Source organism: Porphyromonas sp. oral taxon 275 (genome assembly GCF_018127745.1).
In the GTDB taxonomy this organism is placed as follows: Bacteria; Bacteroidota; Bacteroidia; order Bacteroidales; family Porphyromonadaceae; genus Porphyromonas.
In genome coordinates this window covers 878219-894559 of record NZ_CP072333.1, presented here as the reverse complement: position 1 = coordinate 894559, position 16341 = coordinate 878219, and the positions used below count along the sequence as shown (strand labels likewise).

Below are 16341 nucleotides of genomic sequence, written 5' to 3'. Positions count from 1 at the left end.
GACGATAGCAGATATTTAGCTATCTTTGGACACATAGCTCCTCCCTGGGGAGCCTTAGTCTGAAACTATTTCACACAAAACGAAGTAAAAGGAGATGAAGAAACTAATCGCACTAGCCGCTGTAGTGAGTCTCAGCGCTGGACTATGGGCGCAGACGCCTCAGCAGCCCAAGACGGATGGCGAGGCCAACGTCTTCACGACCGTGAAGGACGCCCGTATCACCTCGGTCAAGGACCAAGCAAACTCAGGAACCTGCTGGGCCTATTCGGCACAGAGCTTCCTCGAGGACGAGCTCATCCGTATAGGGAAGGGTAACTTCGACCTCTCCGAAATGTTTGTCGTCAGCCACTCCTACCGCGACAAGGGGCGTAAGTATGTACGCCTGCACGGCAAGCTCAACTACGGCCAGGGCGGCTCCTTCTACGACGTACTCTACGTCCTCAAGCACTACGGGGCAGTACCCCGCTCGGTGATGATGGGGCTGAACTACGGTACGGCGCGCAATCAGCACAGCGAGCTGGAGGCAGGGCTCAAGGGCTTCCTCGACGCTATCGTCGCCAAGCCCAACGGCAAGCTCTCCACAGCTTGGTATCCCGCCTACGAAGGGATCATCGACAGCTACCTGGGCAAGCTCCCCGAGAGCTTCACCTACAATGGAAAGAAGTACACGCCTAAGAGCTACGCCGAGGCCATCGGGCTCAACGCGGACGACTACGTATCGCTGACCTCCTTCACGCACCACCCCTTCTACTCCAAGTTCGCCCTCGAGATCGAGGACAACTGGCGCTGGTCAGAGTCCTACAACCTGCCCATCGACGAGTTCATGCGCGTCATGGAGCACGCCATTGACAAGGGCTTCACCATCGCTTGGGGCTCGGACGTCAGTGAGCGCGGCTTCACCCGCGACGGGATCGCTGTCCTAGCCGACCTCGAGGAGATCCAGACGCAGGGCTCCGACCAGGCTCGCTGGGTAGGCCTGAGCGTCAACGACCGCGCCAGCTACATCAATAAGGTGATCCACTCAGCCAACGTCCCCGAGATCAACCCCACGCAGGAGTACCGCCAGCAGGGCTTCGACAACTACGAGCTGACGGACGACCACGGCATGGTCATCTACGGCACGGCGAAGAATCAGAACGGGCGTAAGTTCTTCCTCGTCAAGAACTCTTGGGGCGAGGCCGGTAAGTACAAGGGGCACTGGTATGCCTCCTATAACTTCGTCAAGGGTAAGACGATGAACATCGTCATCAACCGCAAGGCTCTGCCCGACGATATCGCCAAGAAGCTCGGCGTAAGCAATAAGTAGCCGCCAGAGCCTACAGGTGCCACAAGGACGAGCGGTCAGCTATCCCCTCCGAGGGGCGGCTGACCGCTCGTCCTTTGTCCTTTTTTAGCTATCTTTGAAACGCATTTACGCTTCGACAATACAAACACATTACTATGGCAGAACAAAGCTATACGCTCCTAGATGGTAAGGGGACCAGTGCCCGCATCAAGGAGGAGATCGCCCAGGAGGTCGCTGCACGCCTGGCCTCAGGCAAGCCCGCCCCTCACCTCGTCGCTATCCTCGTCGGTCATGACGGCGGCAGCGAGACCTACGTAGCCTCCAAGATCAAGACCTGCGCTGAGGTAGGCTTCCGCTCCAGTCTCATACGCTTCGAGGACGACGTCACCCAGGAGCAGCTGCTCGCTGAGATCAAGCGGCTCAACGAGGATCCCGACGCGCATGGCTTCATCGTACAGCTCCCTCTGCCTAAGCATATCGACGAGCAGAAGATCATCGAGGCCGTAGACCCAGCCAAGGACGTCGACGGCTTCCACCCCATCAATGTAGGGCGTATGAGCATCGGCCTCCCCTGCTTCGTCTCCGCCACACCCCAAGGGATCATTGAGCTCCTCCGACGCTACGAGATCGACACCCGAGGCAAGCACTGCGTCGTCCTCGGGCGTAGTAATATCGTCGGGAAGCCCATGGCCCAACTGCTCCTACACAAGGGCAACCCAGGCGACTGCACCGTCACCGTCTGTCATAGCCGTACCCCCAACATCAAGGAGCTCTGCCTGCAGGCCGACATCATCGTAGCGGCACTGGGCGTCCCCGAGTTCCTGCGCGGCGATATGGTCAAGCCTGGAGCGGTGATCATAGACGTGGGTACGACGCGTGTCCCCGATGCAACGAAGAAGAACGGCTTCCGCCTCTCGGGAGACGTCGCCTTCGGAGAGGTAGCGCCCAAGGCGAGCTTCATCACGCCCGTCCCAGGGGGTGTAGGGCCGATGACCATCGTCTCCCTGATGCTCAATACGCTGCAGGCGGCACGACAGCAGCAGGACTAAAGCCCCAGCACAATGGCAAAACGATTCAATCCCATCGCATGGGTACCTAGCGTCTACTTCGGCATGGGGCTCCCCTACGTAGCCTTGTCGCTCGTCTCGGTACTCATGTTCACCGACCTCGGGGTAGACAAGAAGGACGTGACGCTATGGACCTCCCTGCTGGTACTCCCCTGGTCGCTCAAGCCCCTTTTCAGCCTCTGCATGGAGCTCTTCGGCACCAAGCGCCAGTACGTCTATATGACGGAGGCGGTGACGGCGCTGATGTTTGGGCTCGTCTCATTCGCTCTGCCACTGCCTAGCTTCTTTGCCGTGACGGTCGGGATCATGGGCGTCATGGCCATCAGCGGGTCTATGCACGACATCGCTGGCGACGGCGTCTACATGCAGCAGCTCAGCACCCAGGAGCAGGGTGTGTACGCGGGCTGGCAGGGCGCCTTCTATAACCTGGCCAAGATCCTCACCAATGGCGGCCTCGTCTATCTAGCGGGGACGCTCTCCAAGAGCCTCGGGCTGACCAAGGCCTGGATGATCATCATGGGCATCTGTGCGGGCATCATGCTGCTGCTGGCTCTCTACCACATGGTGGTACTCCCCCAGGAGCCCAAGCGAGATCGGCTGAGTGCCGACGAGGGGCTCAAGGAGCTGATGGAGATCCTCAGTAGCTTCTTCACCAAGCCTTACATATGGCTCTACTTAGGCTTCATCTTCCTCTATCGCCTCGGCGAAGGGCTGGCGATGAAGATTGCCCCCATCTTCCTCAAGGATGGTCTGGACAAGGGCGGGCTAGCGCTGAGCAACGAGCACTACGGCCTCATCTACGGTACGGCAGGCACGATCGCCTTCATCCTCGGCTCCATCCTCTCGGGCTACTACATCGCTCGCCTTGGGCTCAAGCGCACGCTCTTCTCCCTGGTCTGCATCTTCAACATCCCCTTCGTCGTCTACCTACTCTTCGCTATCTACCAGCCGCAGAACCTTTGGTGGGTCGCCACGGGGATTGTCTTCGAGTACTTCAGCTATGGCTTCGGCTTCGTCGGGATCACGCTCTTCATGATGCAGCAGATCGCCCCGGGTAAGTACCAGATGGCGCACTACGCCTTTGCCAATAGCCTGATGAACCTCAGCGTCATGATTCCAGGGATGCTGAGCGGCTGGCTCGCCGAGCGCCTGGGATACGAGTATTTCTTCTACCTCGTCCTGCTGGTGACCGTCCCTGTCATCCTCCTCTCCCTGCGCCTGCCTTTCGCTCACAGCACCAAGCAGGAGGCAGCTGCCTAAGCATTATCCTCCGTTCATTATTCATTATATCTCGTATATGAGCAAGCTCAAGATCGTCGGGGAGGCTCTCCCCAACATGCCCTGGGAAGAACGCCCCGAGGGCTCCAAGGAAGTTGTATGGCGCTACAGCGCTAACCCCATCATCCCTCGCGACCTCCTCCCCACCTCCAATAGCATCTTCAATAGCGCCGTCGTCCGCTTCGGCGAAGGCTACGCTGGGGTCTTCCGCTGCGATGACACCAACCGCCGTATGCGCCTGCACGTAGGCTTCAGCGACGACGCCATCAACTGGAATATCAACCCCGAGCCCCTGACCTTCGAGTGCGAGGACAAGGAGATCGGGGAGTGGGTCTACGGCTATGACCCCCGTGTCGTCTTCATCGAGGACCGCTACTATGTGACCTGGTGCAACGGCTACCACGGCCCCACGATCGGCGTAGCCTATACCTTCGACTTCAAGACCTTCCACCAGCTGGAGAACGCCTTCCTGCCCTTCAACCGCAATGGCGTACTCTTCCCCCGCAAGTTCAACGGCAAGTTCGCCATGCTGAGCCGCCCCAGCGACAACGGCCACACACCCTTCGGCGACATCTTTTACAGCGAGTCGCCCGACCTCGAGTTCTGGGGTCGTCATCGTCACGTGATGAGCCCTGCGCCCTTCGAGGACAGCGCTTGGCAGTGCACCAAAATCGGTGCGGGGCCCATCCCCATCGAGACGAGCGAAGGCTGGCTGCTGATCTACCACGGGGTACTGGCCTCCTGCAATGGCTTCGTCTACGCCTTCGGCTCCGCGCTGCTTGACCTCGACGAGCCCTGGAAGGTCAAGTTCCGCTCCGGCCCCTACCTCATCTCCCCACGCGAGCAGTACGAGTGCATGGGTGATGTGCCCAACGTGACCTTCCCCTGCGCCGCCCTGCACGACGCTGAGACGGGCCGCATCGCCATCTACTACGGCTGCGCCGACACCGTCACGGGTCTGGCCTTCGGCTACATCGATGAGATCGTAGAGTTCACCAAGAAGCACTCGATCATCTAAGGCTCGCCCTTAGTACATCCCTACGGCGCGCCCCGCGGAGACATTACTCCGTGGGGCGCGCTCCGTATATGAAGGATGAAGGCACGCGCTGCTGTGAGCGCCATCGCCAGGCCTCGGGAGGGACCCAAATTTCCGTGCGCAAGAAAATTTATTTGTGTGCGCACAGAAATTTATTTTCTTGCGCACGGAAATTTCCTACCTTGCGGAGACAGCCCTGCGGCAGCTCCTAGAGGTGAAGCGACATGCCGCCGCAGGGCATTAGTTGGTCGCGAAGCTCAGCTCTTGCGGAGCGCCTTAGGTAGCTTCTGTTCTAGGAAGCAAAGGAGGCTAGACCAAGTTTCTCCGGCATGCGACCTCAGGGAGCTAGAGAGCCCCTAGCCAAGAGCTGGCTCGCTGAGGGATAGCAGTCGAGGAGCTGACGGCCGTCCATGACGGGCGTGAGGGATGTCCCTCATCTCGCTGACTGATATCCCTCACGAGCCTTCCCCCTAGGGCTCCGCCTCCCTTGAGCTTAGGAGGGCGCTTGCTCCCGAGGGCCAAGGAGCCTCGTCCCGCGCTCATTACGAGAACTCCTACCTGATGCTGCCACACTCCTCCCCAGGTAGGTGCGCGGAATTCCTTAACTTTGCGCGCAACAAGTCAAGCACCATCATGCAAGAGAGAATAGAACAGCTAAAGGCCGAGCTCCTCGCGCTCAGCGCACAGACCGCGCAGGAGCTGGAGGAGCTGCGCATCAAGTATATCAGCAAGAAGGGACTCATTCCCCAGCTCTTCGATGCCTTCAAGACCGTGCCGAGTGAGCAGAAGCGCCTGGTCGGGCAGCAGCTCAACGAGCTCAAGGAGCTCGCCACGAGCCGCATCAACGAGCTGCGTGCAGCACTCGCAGGCCAAGGGACGAGCCACAGCGACATCGATTGGTCACGTAGCGCCTACCCCACGCCCCTCGGTACGCGCCACCCGCTGACGCTCGTCCAGCAGGAGATCACGGAGATCTTCTCCCGCCTCGGCTTCTCTATCGCCGAGGGTCCCGAGATCGAGGATGACTGGCACGTCTTCTCCGCGCTCAACTTCGCAGAGGATCATCCCGCACGCGACATGCAGGATACTTTCTTTGTGAGCAATGTCCCTGGCACGCTGCTGCGCACGCACACCTCCTCTGTACAGACGCGCACCATGCTGTCCTCTGAGCCACCGATCCGTATCATCTGCCCAGGGCGCGTGTACCGCAATGAGGCCATCTCCTACCGTGCGCACTGCTTCTTCCACCAGGTAGAGGCGCTGTACATCGACCAGAACGTCTCCTTCGCCGACCTCAAGCAGGTCCTCCTCTACTTCGCGCAGGAGCTCTTCGGCACCGATACCAAGATCCGTCTGCGCCCCTCCTACTTCCCCTTCACCGAGCCCTCTGCCGAGATGGATATCTCCTGCAACATCTGCGGGGGGACGGGTTGTAACTTCTGCAAACACACGGGCTGGGTCGAGATCCTCGGCTGCGGCATGGTGGACCCCAACGTGCTGGAGAACTGCGGTATCGACAGCAAGAAGTACTCCGGCTACGCCCTCGGCATGGGTATCGAGCGCATCACCAACCTCAAGTATCGCGTGAGTGACCTGCGTCTCTTCTCGGAGAACGATGTGCGCTTCCTCGAGCAGTTCAAGGGCGCGGGGCGCTAGCAACAAGAATAAGGCGTGACACGCAGCGAGCGCTATAGGGGCGTCATAGCATGGTTCGAGGAGCACATGCCAGTGGCCGAGACGGAGCTGGACTACCGCAGCCCCTTCGAGCTCCTGGTGGCCGTCATCCTCTCGGCACAGTGCACGGACAAGCGGGTGAACCTCGTGACGCCCGCCCTCTTCCTCCAGTACCCGACGGCTGAGCTGATGGCTCAGGCTGAGGTGGAGGACATCTTCGAGCTCATCCGCAGCATCAGCTACCCCAAGGCCAAGGCGGGCTACCTCGTCGGCACAGCGCAGCGCCTCGTCGCGGACTACGGCGGTGAGGTACCCGAGGAGCGAGAGGAGCTGATGAAGCTGCCGGGGGTCGGACGCAAGACCGCCAACGTCATCGCCTCCGTCATCTTCCAGCAGCCGACGATGGCCGTCGACACCCACGTCTTCCGCGTGGCGAACCGCATCGGGCTGACGACGAACTCCAGGACGCCGCTCGCCACCGAGCTCACCCTCATCAAGTACATCCCCGAGGAGCTTATCCCCAAGGCGCACCACTGGCTCATCCTCCACGGGCGCTATGTCTGCCTAGCTCGCAAGCCTAAGTGCTCGGAGTGCGGACTGAGCTCCCTCTGCCGCTACTACGCTGCGGCCCAACGTAAGCAAAGCAAATCATCAAAGAACTAGTCATGGTACAGCAGCCCAAGCATCGGAAGGCCCTTCTAGGCACTCTCGCCCTAGGCCTCGCGCTCACCGCGGGGATCCTGAGTTCGTGCCTCACTGGAGGACGCAAGGCAGGCGCACAGCCCGCCCTCATCCTGGGGATCATGCCTTCGGTAGACTACCTCCCTATAGCGATTGCCTCCGAGCATGGCTTCTTCGACGACTCCGTGGAGCTCGTCCGCTTCTCCTCTCCTATGGAGCGCGATGCCGCCCTACAGACGGGCTCGGTGGACGGATCGATCACAGACTACATGAGCGCTATGCTGCTGCAAAGCAAGGGGCAGGAGCTCGTCCTCCCCGTGGCTACTCAGGGGAGCTTCCGCCTCGTCTTCGGGCACAATGAAGATCTCATGCGCCTCTCCGACCTAGAAGGCAAGCATATCGGCCTCTCCTCCCACACCGTCATCGAGTACGCTACGGAGAAGGCGCTGGTATCCCCTAAGGGCAAGACCCTCCCCTTCACGCCCGTGGAGGTGCAGAAGGTACCCATCCGCCTAGAGATGCTGCGCTCGGGTGAGCTCGACGCAGCGATCCTGCCCGAGCCCTTCGCTACCCTCGCTGCGACGAAGGGGCTGCGTGTGGTCAGCCTACCCGATGGGATCATCGAACATATCACAGGCCTCGCCCTTCTCCGCAAGAGCTACGAGACCAAGCGCTCCGCCGTCGTCTCCCTCATCAAGGGCTATAATGAGGCTATAGCCTACATGCAGGAGGCCCCGCGTGAGGAGTGGGTGGGCTCTATCGTCCAGCTCCTAGGCATCCCCCCCGAGGTAGCCCTACAGCTGCAGCTCCCCGACTATCATCCAGCCGCCAGCCCCGACACGACGCACTTTGCCCCCATCCTCGAGTGGATGAAGACCAAGAAGCTCGTCCCCCACAGCTATCAGGCTACAGGGCTCGTGCCTCCGCTCCCCGACCTGCAGTAAGCACTCGCCCACGAGACACATGGCACTAGAGATTACCGATCTCAGCATCAGCTACCCCTCCAGAGGGCACCAGCAAACCGCGGTGCTCTCTGGTCTTTCTTTGTCGCTGGCCGAGGATGAGATCTGCTGCATCATGGGCCCCTCAGGCTGCGGCAAGTCCTCCCTCCTGCATACCCTGGCGGGCATCCTCACGCCTACGAGCGGCAGCCTTCGACTCAAGGGGCAGCCACTCGACCCACAGCACCAGCAGATCGCCCTCGTCCCGCAGCAGTACGGCCTCCTGCCGTGGAAGTGCGTGCGCGATAATCTCCAGCTCCCCGCCGCCCTCGGCAAGCGCCTCGTCCAGCCCGAGCAGCAGCGCGCCATCCTCGACATCCTAGGCCTCAGTACGCTCCTCGACCGCTATCCACAGGAGCTCAGCGGTGGCCAGCGCCAGCGTATCGCCCTAGCCCGAGCCTTCTTCATGCAGCCCGATCTACTGCTGCTGGACGAAGCCTTCTCCGCGCTGGACATCTCCACGGCCGAGCGCTCGCGCCAGCTCTTCCTCGAGCTCTGGCACGCCTACCCTACCCCGACCCTCATCGTGACGCACAGTCCTCAGGAAACGCTGGAGCTCTCTCGGCGCACCCTTGTCTTCGGAGGACAGCCCAGCCAGCTCCTGGCCGATCTTAGCTCACCGAGCCTCGAGCTCCTCACCCAGCGACTACGCCAGAGCTATGAGACGCTTTAGATCCCACCTCCTACAGCTCGCCTTGGGGGCGCTGCTCCTACACGTCCTCTGGATCATCGGCTACCTAGCACTCCACAGCGAGGTGCTGCCCGCCCCCTGGCAGGTCTACCGACACATGCTGCAGATGGACTGGACGGCTCTCGCAGAGCACAGCCTGCAGAGCCTTGCGCGCATCGCTTGGGGCATTGCCTTGGCGAGCCTCCTCGGCTGGCTCCTCGCACTCGGCATGGTCAGCCTGCCGCGCTTCGGGCGTAGCCTCTCGACTTTCATCTACTTCTCCTACCCCATTCCGAAGCTGGCTCTACTGCCCGTCGTCATGCTCCTAGCTGGGCTCGGCGAGGCGACCAAAGTCATCATGATCGTCCTGATTATCCTCTTCCAGCTGGCGGTGACGATGCGCGATGCCCTCCTGCAGATCCCTGTGGAGCACTTCGCCCTCCTGCAGAGCCTCGGAGCTAGCTGGAGCGCGCGCCTACGGCACATCCTTCTGCCCGCGGTACTGCCCGCCTTTCTCTCCGCCCTGCGCATCGCGCTAGGCACTGCCATATCTGTGCTCTTCGTCACCGAGACCTACGGCACGACACTTGGGCTAGGCTACTACATCACGGACGCCTGGATGCGCATCGACTACTTAGATATGTATGCAGGGATCGCCCTGCTGAGCGTGATTGGGCTTAGCATCTTCGTCCTCATCGACCTCCTCGAGGCGCTACTCTGTCCCTGGACACAGCGTGCCAGCGAGCAGCCGCTCTAGGCGTCTAAGCCGCTCACCACTAGCGTGAAGATACTTAGGCATCCCTCTCTTTCCTCACCGACATCAGCGCTTAGTCTAGGGAGATAGCGCCCTCGAGCGCTCCGTGGAATGTGCTCCCCCGCAGCCTACGCGACGTGCTAGAGCTATCCCTCACGAGCCGCGTCCAAAGGCCTTGCGGTAGGGAATAGCGGGATTTCTAGTATCTTTGACCTTGTGGCGAGGGGCCAAGCGAGGGAGCTCTCCTTAGGCTTCCTGATCCCCCAGCCCACTCGAAGGACTATGGCTAGTAAGCGACAACTCAAGAAAGAAATCATCCTAGAGGTGACCCAGCTCTTCGACGAAGCGATCATCCTGCGCTCTCTGGCGACAGGTCAGAGCATGGAGCTGGAGCTGGAGGAACTGATGGATGACATCATGGTGCTGACGGACGACAGCCTCCGCCGCGTGGCTCACCCCGACGGTAAGGACAATCCCCGCCTTATCCGAGCCTACTACCGTGGGCTGCGTCAGCACATCGCCCAGCACGTGGCGGACTTCTCGGATCGCCTTGACCTCTTCGTCGAGGGGATCTACGGCATCAAGGGCTAAGGCCTTAGCCCGCATCACAAGATATCGATACGACTTTGCGAAAGAAACTTGCACAGACACTGCTCCGCATCCTCGGCTGGAAGGTCGAGGCCTTGCCGCAGGATCATCCTGCAGGCAGCGTCATCTGTGTCGCCCCGCACACCAGTAATGCGGACTTCTTCATCGGTCTACTCTTCTCCTGGGCTGTAGGTATACGCTCGGGCTTCCTGATGAAGAGCGACTGGTTCTTCTTCCCCCTCTCACCCATTCTTCGAGCCCTAGGTGGTGTGCCCGTCAACCGCTCGGAGCGCAGCCAGACCGTGGAGCGCATCCAGGAGCTGCTGCGTCAGCGCGGCGAGATGCACATCGCCATCACCCCCGAGGGCACGCGTAAGCGAGGCGAGAAGTGGAAGAGCGGCTTCTACCATATAGCACAGGCTGCAGGCCTCCCCATAGAGCTCGCGGTCATCAACTATAAGGATAAGGTCGTAGGCATTACCGAGGTCTTCCATCCTACGGGTGACCTCGAGCGCGACCTTGCCTACATCCGCAGCCGCTACAGCGCCGAACAGGCGAAGTACCCCGAGCAGTTCACCCCCTAAGCCCCATCACCCGCATCATGCAGCCGAGCTCTGAGCTCCGAGTAGCCGCCGTCCAGTGCCCCATCCTATGGAATGAGCCCGAGGCCAACCTCCGTTATATCGAGGAGCAGCTCCGAGGTCAGGAGACTGCCGACCTGCTCGTCTTCCCCGAAACCATCCTCACGGGCTTCTCGGCCACTGCAGCCGACTATGCAGATCGTGAGGGACGACAGCTGGAGGAGCTCAGCAGCCTAGCGCGCCGCTACGGCAAGGCCATCGCGGGAAGCCTCCTCACTGCGCTCGAGGGGCAGCTGTACAATGCCTTCTTCCTCATCGACGAGGAGGGACAGGTACAGCTGCAGCCCAAGCGGCATCTCTTCGCCCCAGGTGGAGAGCGCGGCTACGTACAGCCCGCCACCGAGCGCTGCATCTTCAGCTATCGAGGCTGGCACATTCTTCCGCTGGTGTGCTATGACCTGCGCTTCCCCGTATGGTGCCGCAACGTGGATAAGGAGTACGACCTCATCCTCGTGGTGGCCAACTGGCCGAAGCCCCGCCGCGCCGTCTGGCAGACGCTGCTACGAGCCCGTGCAATGGAGAACCTCTGCTACGTCGTTGGCGTCAACCGCGTCGGCACCGACCCACAGGGACTCATCTACACAGGGGACAGCGCCCTCATCACCCCGAGGGGTGAGGTCATCGCCGAGGCTGCAGCAGGTGCCGAGGAGGTGGTCTGTGGCAGCCTCAGCTACGAGCCCCTCAGCGAGCTGCGGCGTAAGTTCCCCGTCTGGGCAGACGCCGACCGCTTCACCCTTGAGCTCTAGCACCAAGTACTACGACACCAACCCTACTCATATAGATCAATGAATACGACATCACGCGCACAGCGCATCGCCGAGGCGCTCCTGAAGGTCAAGGCCGTCAAGCTCCAACCCGACGCGCCCTTCACCTGGGCCTCAGGCTGGAAGTCCCCCATCTACTGCGACAACCGCGTCACCCTCTCCTACCCCGAGGTCCGCAGCCTGATCAAGACCGAGCTGGCAGCTGCCATCCGTGAGGAGTTCGGCGAGCCCGAGGTCATCGCCGGGGTAGCTACGGGTGCTATTGCTCAGGGCGCCCTCGTGGCAGACCTCCTGGGGCTGCCCTTCGTCTACGTGCGTCCTGCAGCTAAGGATCACGGCATGGGCAACCAGATCGAGGGCGAGCTGCCCCCCGCGAGCCGCGTACTCGTCATCGAGGATCTGATCTCCACGGGCGGCAGCAGCCTCAAGGCCGTAGAGGCGCTGCGTCGTGCAGGCAGCGAAGTCCTCGGGATGGTAGCCGTCTACACCCACGGCTTCCCACAGGCAGAGGAGGCCTTTGCCGCAGCAGGCCTTCGCTTGGTCACCCTCAGCCACTACGACGCCGTCATCGCTCAGGCACTGGCCACAGGCTACATCAGCCCTGAGGATGAGGCCCTGCTCAAGGAATGGCGTAAGGCCCCCGACCAGTGGACGGGACGCCCCTAGCCCCGCCGTCAGTAGCTAATCAATAGGAATCCACAATGAGTGACTACGTAAGTAATATCAAGACTATCGCTGCCTCGCGCAGCCGTGTATACGATCGCCTCTCCAACCTCGGGGGCCTCGCCTCCATTCAGGATCGACTGCCCGAGGAGGCACGCGAGAAGATCAGCATCGAGGCTATAGACAACGACAGCTGTGCCTTCGTCATCCCCGCTGCGGGACGCCTCGTCCTGCGTATCGTGGAGCGCAGCCCCGAGGAGACGATCAAGCTCGCCACCGACCAGTCCCCGATCGATCTCACGATCTGGATACAGCTCCTCGAGCCAGCCCCAGGAGACACACGCCTCCGCCTCACGCTACGCGCCGACCTCAACTTCTTCCTCAAGAAGATGATCGGTGGCAAGCTACAGGAAGGCGTAGACAAGCTCGCTGATATGCTGGCGATGATCCCCTACAACTACTAGACGCCATGGAGCCCCTCCGAGCTGGATACCTCCTCCTCGGTCTAGCCCTCCTCCTCGGAGCCTGCAGTGAGACCGATAGACCGGTGTCTCCTGCAGGCTCCGTCGCTTGTCGCCTCGAGCTGCAGGATAGCCGCTACCGCCCGCTCCTCTCCCCAGGAGGTATCGCCACAGTCACCGAGCCCCCGACGGCTAGCGCCCGCATAGGCCTCCGCGGGCTTGCGGTCGTCCACGGCCTCACGGGCCAAGCGGACTACTTCGCCTACGACCTGGCCTGCCCCCACGAGCTGGGGCAGCTGGTACGCCTCGAGCTGCGAGACAGGCAGCTCGATTGCCCCTCCTGCCATAGCAGCTACGAGCTGCTAAGCGGCCTCGGCGCCCCCATTGCAGGCCCAGCCCGTAGCCCCCTACTGCGCTATCGTGTGCACCCGCTGGATCGCTACCGCCTCCTCATTGCTAATTAGTATCGGACTATGGAGCTCTCCGCCTGGCTAGTGATTGCCTACATACTCACCATCCTCGGGGTGATCGCGACTGTCCTGAGCGAGAACCGCAACCCACTGAAGGCCTCCGCCTGGATCTTCATCGTGGGGCTGATCCCGGTCTTCGGCCTCATGGCCTATATCGTCTTCGGGCAGGACCAGCGGCGACTGCATAGCATCAGCAGGCGCTTCTATCGGCGTCTGATGCGGCGCCCTCAGCGCCTAGCCCTCCCCGAGCACCTGCTCAAGCGTCGCCAGGTCACCGAGGAGCACCAGCAGATCATACAGCTGCTACAGCGCAACTCCAACAGCCCGCTGCTCCAGCTCGAGTCCATGGAGGTCTACACCTGGGGCTATGATATGTATGAGGCGCTCTTCGTCGACCTCGAGCGAGCCGAGGAGTACATCCATCTACAGGCCTATATCTTCGGTGCGGACACGGTGCTCGACCGCCTGACGGAGCTCCTCGTCCGCAAGGCCGAGGAGGGCGTCACGATACGCATCATCTACGACCACCTCGGCTCCTACGATGTCCCCAGCAGCTACTGGCGCCGTATGCGCGAGGCGGGGATACAGGTCTATGCCTTCATGCGCGTAGCCTTCCCTCTACTCTCCACGACGGTGAACTACCGCAATCACCGCAAGATCGTCGTCATCGACGGCTCCATCGGCTATGTCGGGGGGATGAACTTTGCCCAGCGCTACCTCACGGGGAACCAGCTCGGGCGCTGGCGTGATACGCACTTCCGCATCACGGGGGTAGCGGTGGCAGGACTGCAGAGCTCCTTCCTCAGTGACTGGTACACTGTCTCGCGCAAGGTGGTGAACATGGATCGCTACTTCGACCCCAACGCCCTAGCTAATGCCTATTCGCCCTCCATCCAGTTCGTCCAGGGCGGCCCCTTCACCCACTGGCACGTCCTCGAGCAGGCCATCATCTACCTTATCAGCCGCGCCAATCGCTCCATCGCCATCGAGACCCCCTACTTCCTCCCGACGGAGAATCTCAACAACGCGCTCATCACGGCAGCGCTGGCAGGGGTCAAGGTCGAGCTGATGATCCCCGACCGTACGGACTCTCGACTGACGACCTACGCGGCCAACTCCTACCTCGCGCAGCTCCTCGAGGCTGGGGTCGAAGTCTACCGCTACCAAGCGGGCTTCCTCCACTCCAAACTGCTCCTCATCGACGAGCGCATCGCCTCGATCGGCTCGGCCAATATGGACTTCCGTAGTCTGGAGCACAACTTCGAGATCGCGGGCATCCTCTACGACGAGGGTATGACACGACGCCTGAGGCAGATCTTCGAGGAGGACAAGCGCTCCTGCCTCCGCCTAGAGGCAGAGAGCTGGGCACAGCGCGGCTGGCGGGTGCGCTTCGCCGAGTCCTTCATGCGTCTCTTCGCACCGCTCCTCTAGTTTGTGCCGATAGACATCAAAGGCGCGGGGGCTGCTGGATCTCGATCGGATCTGGCAGCCCCCGCGCCTTTTGTCTGCTTGCCTACTTCGCCTTAGGCGTATAGCGACTCATGCGCTTGATGATGACGTTCTTCAGCGGGCGGTCCTCGTTGTCCGTCTCGAGGCGCTGGATCTTGTCTACCGTCCCCCAGCCGTCCAGCAGACGACCGAAGACCGTGTAGGTGCCATCGAGGTGGGCAGCTCCGCCCTCAAACATATACTGCTTCTTCTGCTCCTCGCTGTACTTCCAGCTCCGCCCCGCTTCCTGCTCCTTGAGGTCGAAGTCCGTGTAGTACTTGCCCGTGACGATGTAGAACTGGCAGGCCGAGCTGCGCATCTCGGGATTGATATCGTCGGGCTGACGGGCAGCTGCGAGGGCCCCACGGACGTGGACGAAAAGCTCGGGATGGAATTCGCCTGCGATCGTGCCCTCAGTAGAGTCCTGAGGCAGCGGAGCATCACGATTGAGCCCCTTCGTACCGAGGTGCCCCGTCTGGATCATGAAGTCTTTGATCACTCGGTGGAACTGCACACCCTCGTAGGCACGGCTGTCGACGAGGCGGAGGAAGTTATCCCGATGGATGGGCGTCTCATTGAAGAGCTCGAGGATGAAGGGCCCCTTGGAGGTCTCGACAAGTACCTGAGGGCGCGCCTGCGCTAGGAGCGAGGCAGCAGAGAGGAGCAGGGCCGCGAGGCCGAGTAGACAGCGGTGAAGCATAGCGATAGAGATCAGATGAGGATGGGAAGGGTATCGTTGGAGGCGTCGGCCGTGGTGATGAAGGCCTTGGGGTCGAGCTCGAGGACGAGGTTCTTGAGTGGCTGGAAGTTCTTGCGCTGGATGATGATGAAGAGCACCTCACGCTCCTGCCCCGTGTACATCCCCTTGCCGTGGAGGAAGGTCCCACGTACGCCCATACGTCCGACGAGCTGCTCACGGAGCTCCTCCATACGGTCAGAGATGATGAAGACTGACTTGTGGGGATTCTGCGGCTGCAGTGCCTCGACGACCTTACTGTAGATGAAGATAGCGATCCAGGAGTAGAGGGGCACCTTCCAGTCCTCGAAGACCCACAGCCCGAGCAGGACGATCAGCGAGTCAATAATCATGATGAGCGTCCCCACCTTCGTATTGAACATGCGTGAGAGTACGCGCGCCAACGTGTCCGTGCCCGCACAGGTACTCTGTGCCTGGAAGATCATCCAGACGCTGATCCCGAGGATGGCGCCGCCGTAGAAGCTGCAGAGGATGGGCTCCTCAACCAGAGGCTTGCCCGCCGCCCACAGCTCGATGAGGTCAGAGAAGAGGGCGACGAGAAGGAAGGTGACGACGGTCTTGACCGCCGACCACTTACCCAGGCCGTGCATCGCGAGCAGGAAGAGAGGAATGTTGAAGAAGAGGGCGATCGTCCCGACACCGAGATCTAGGCCGAAGAGCGTCTTGGCGAGCTCGCGCAGCACCATAGCCAGACCATACACACCACCAGGACTGATATGCGCTGGCGTCAAGAACAGGCTGTAGCCTACGGCGAGGAAGAAGGATCCGAAGAGGATCAGCGCAGCGTCTGTGAGGACCTGCTTCGCATTGATTTTCGGCATCTTGATGAGATGTGCTTAGTATAGGTGTTCGGGCGCCGGTGTCCCGAGCGCCTTCACAAAGATAAGTCATCTAGTGCATACGCTCTATGCCTTGGGCAAAGGGGCTCTGCGCTGCTCCAGCCTCACGAGAAAGGAGGCCAACTGGAGGGAAGGGGTGGCACGCGACGAAGCCCCAGGAGTAAGGCGCGGTAGGCGGGGCGGCTACGCGCTGTGCTGAGGGCTAAGGGAGGGCTTCGCTGAGG

The 16341-nt window shown here is 61.1% G+C and carries 18 protein-coding genes; 16 read left to right on the top strand and 2 right to left on the bottom strand.

Going from position 1 to position 16341, the window contains the following annotated elements; genetic code table 11:
* The first annotated feature begins 94 nt into the window (after window positions 1-94).
* The 16 genes from J4862_RS03565 (at window position 95) to cls (ending at window position 14464) form a co-directional block, all read left to right on the top strand.
* Window positions 95-1306 carry an aminopeptidase C gene (locus J4862_RS03565; protein WP_211789362.1) on the top strand — a complete coding sequence of 404 codons (1212 nt, stop codon included), beginning with the start codon at window positions 95-97 and terminating at the stop codon, window positions 1304-1306.
* A 134-nt stretch (window positions 1307-1440) separates the two neighbouring features.
* Window positions 1441-2334 (top strand): bifunctional methylenetetrahydrofolate dehydrogenase/methenyltetrahydrofolate cyclohydrolase FolD, encoded by an 894-nt coding sequence (gene folD, locus J4862_RS03560; RefSeq protein ID WP_211789361.1) that lies wholly within the window; start codon window positions 1441-1443, stop codon window positions 2332-2334.
* Between the two features lie 12 nt (window positions 2335-2346).
* Complete coding sequence (locus J4862_RS03555) at window positions 2347-3612, top strand: MFS transporter (RefSeq protein WP_211789360.1); 1266 nt, start codon at window positions 2347-2349, stop codon at window positions 3610-3612.
* Window positions 3613-3649: 37 nt separating this feature from the next.
* The gene (locus J4862_RS03550) at window positions 3650-4648 is read left to right on the top strand and encodes a glycoside hydrolase family 130 protein (RefSeq protein ID WP_211789359.1); all 999 of its coding nucleotides are present in this window, start codon (window positions 3650-3652) and stop codon (window positions 4646-4648) included.
* A 651-nt stretch (window positions 4649-5299) separates the two neighbouring features.
* Window positions 5300-6322 (top strand): phenylalanine--tRNA ligase subunit alpha, encoded by a 1023-nt coding sequence (pheS, locus tag J4862_RS03545; protein ID WP_211789358.1) that lies wholly within the window; start codon window positions 5300-5302, stop codon window positions 6320-6322.
* Window positions 6323-6337: 15 nt separating this feature from the next.
* Complete coding sequence (nth, locus tag J4862_RS03540; RefSeq protein ID WP_211789357.1) at window positions 6338-7003, top strand: endonuclease III; 666 nt, start codon at window positions 6338-6340, stop codon at window positions 7001-7003.
* A 2-nt stretch (window positions 7004-7005) separates the two neighbouring features.
* Window positions 7006-7965: an ABC transporter substrate-binding protein gene (locus J4862_RS03535; protein WP_211789356.1), complete on the top strand. Its 960-nt coding sequence runs from the start codon at window positions 7006-7008 to the stop codon at window positions 7963-7965.
* A gap of 19 nt (window positions 7966-7984) precedes the next feature.
* Complete coding sequence (locus tag J4862_RS03530) at window positions 7985-8695, top strand: ABC transporter ATP-binding protein (protein WP_211789355.1); 711 nt, start codon at window positions 7985-7987, stop codon at window positions 8693-8695.
* Window positions 8682-9449: an ABC transporter permease gene (locus tag J4862_RS03525; RefSeq protein ID WP_211789354.1), complete on the top strand. Its 768-nt coding sequence runs from the start codon at window positions 8682-8684 to the stop codon at window positions 9447-9449. Before J4862_RS03530 ends, J4862_RS03525 begins: the two co-directional genes overlap by 14 nt.
* Window positions 9450-9728: 279 nt before the next feature.
* Window positions 9729-10037, top strand: coding sequence for a hypothetical protein (locus J4862_RS03520; RefSeq protein WP_211789353.1), 309 nt, complete (start codon window positions 9729-9731; stop codon window positions 10035-10037).
* A gap of 35 nt (window positions 10038-10072) precedes the next feature.
* On the top strand, window positions 10073-10618 hold the full coding sequence (locus J4862_RS03515; protein ID WP_211789352.1) for a 1-acyl-sn-glycerol-3-phosphate acyltransferase: 546 nt from the start codon (window positions 10073-10075) through the stop codon (window positions 10616-10618).
* 17 nt (window positions 10619-10635) lie between these two features.
* Window positions 10636-11421 (top strand): amidohydrolase, encoded by a 786-nt coding sequence (locus J4862_RS03510; protein WP_211789351.1) that lies wholly within the window; start codon window positions 10636-10638, stop codon window positions 11419-11421.
* Between the two features lie 39 nt (window positions 11422-11460).
* The gene (gene pyrE / locus J4862_RS03505; protein WP_211789350.1) at window positions 11461-12105 is read left to right on the top strand and encodes an orotate phosphoribosyltransferase; all 645 of its coding nucleotides are present in this window, start codon (window positions 11461-11463) and stop codon (window positions 12103-12105) included.
* 35 nt (window positions 12106-12140) lie between these two features.
* Window positions 12141-12566 (top strand): SRPBCC family protein, encoded by a 426-nt coding sequence (locus J4862_RS03500; protein ID WP_211789349.1) that lies wholly within the window; start codon window positions 12141-12143, stop codon window positions 12564-12566.
* Window positions 12567-12571: 5 nt separating this feature from the next.
* On the top strand, window positions 12572-13027 hold the full coding sequence (locus tag J4862_RS03495) for a hypothetical protein (protein ID WP_211789348.1): 456 nt from the start codon (window positions 12572-12574) through the stop codon (window positions 13025-13027).
* A 9-nt stretch (window positions 13028-13036) separates the two neighbouring features.
* Entirely contained in the window at window positions 13037-14464 is a 1428-nt protein-coding gene (gene cls, locus J4862_RS03490) for a cardiolipin synthase (RefSeq protein WP_211789347.1), read from the top strand.
* 82 nt (window positions 14465-14546) lie between these two features.
* On the opposite strand, the gene J4862_RS03485 is transcribed toward cls, so the two are convergent.
* Both J4862_RS03485 and J4862_RS03480 read right to left on the bottom strand, forming a co-directional pair.
* Window positions 14547-15221: a peptidylprolyl isomerase gene (locus J4862_RS03485; protein ID WP_211789346.1), complete on the bottom strand. Its 675-nt coding sequence runs from the start codon at window positions 15219-15221 to the stop codon at window positions 14547-14549.
* A gap of 11 nt (window positions 15222-15232) precedes the next feature.
* The gene (locus tag J4862_RS03480; RefSeq protein WP_211789345.1) at window positions 15233-16099 is read right to left on the bottom strand and encodes a YitT family protein; all 867 of its coding nucleotides are present in this window, start codon (window positions 16097-16099) and stop codon (window positions 15233-15235) included.
* Window positions 16100-16341 lie beyond the last annotated feature (242 nt).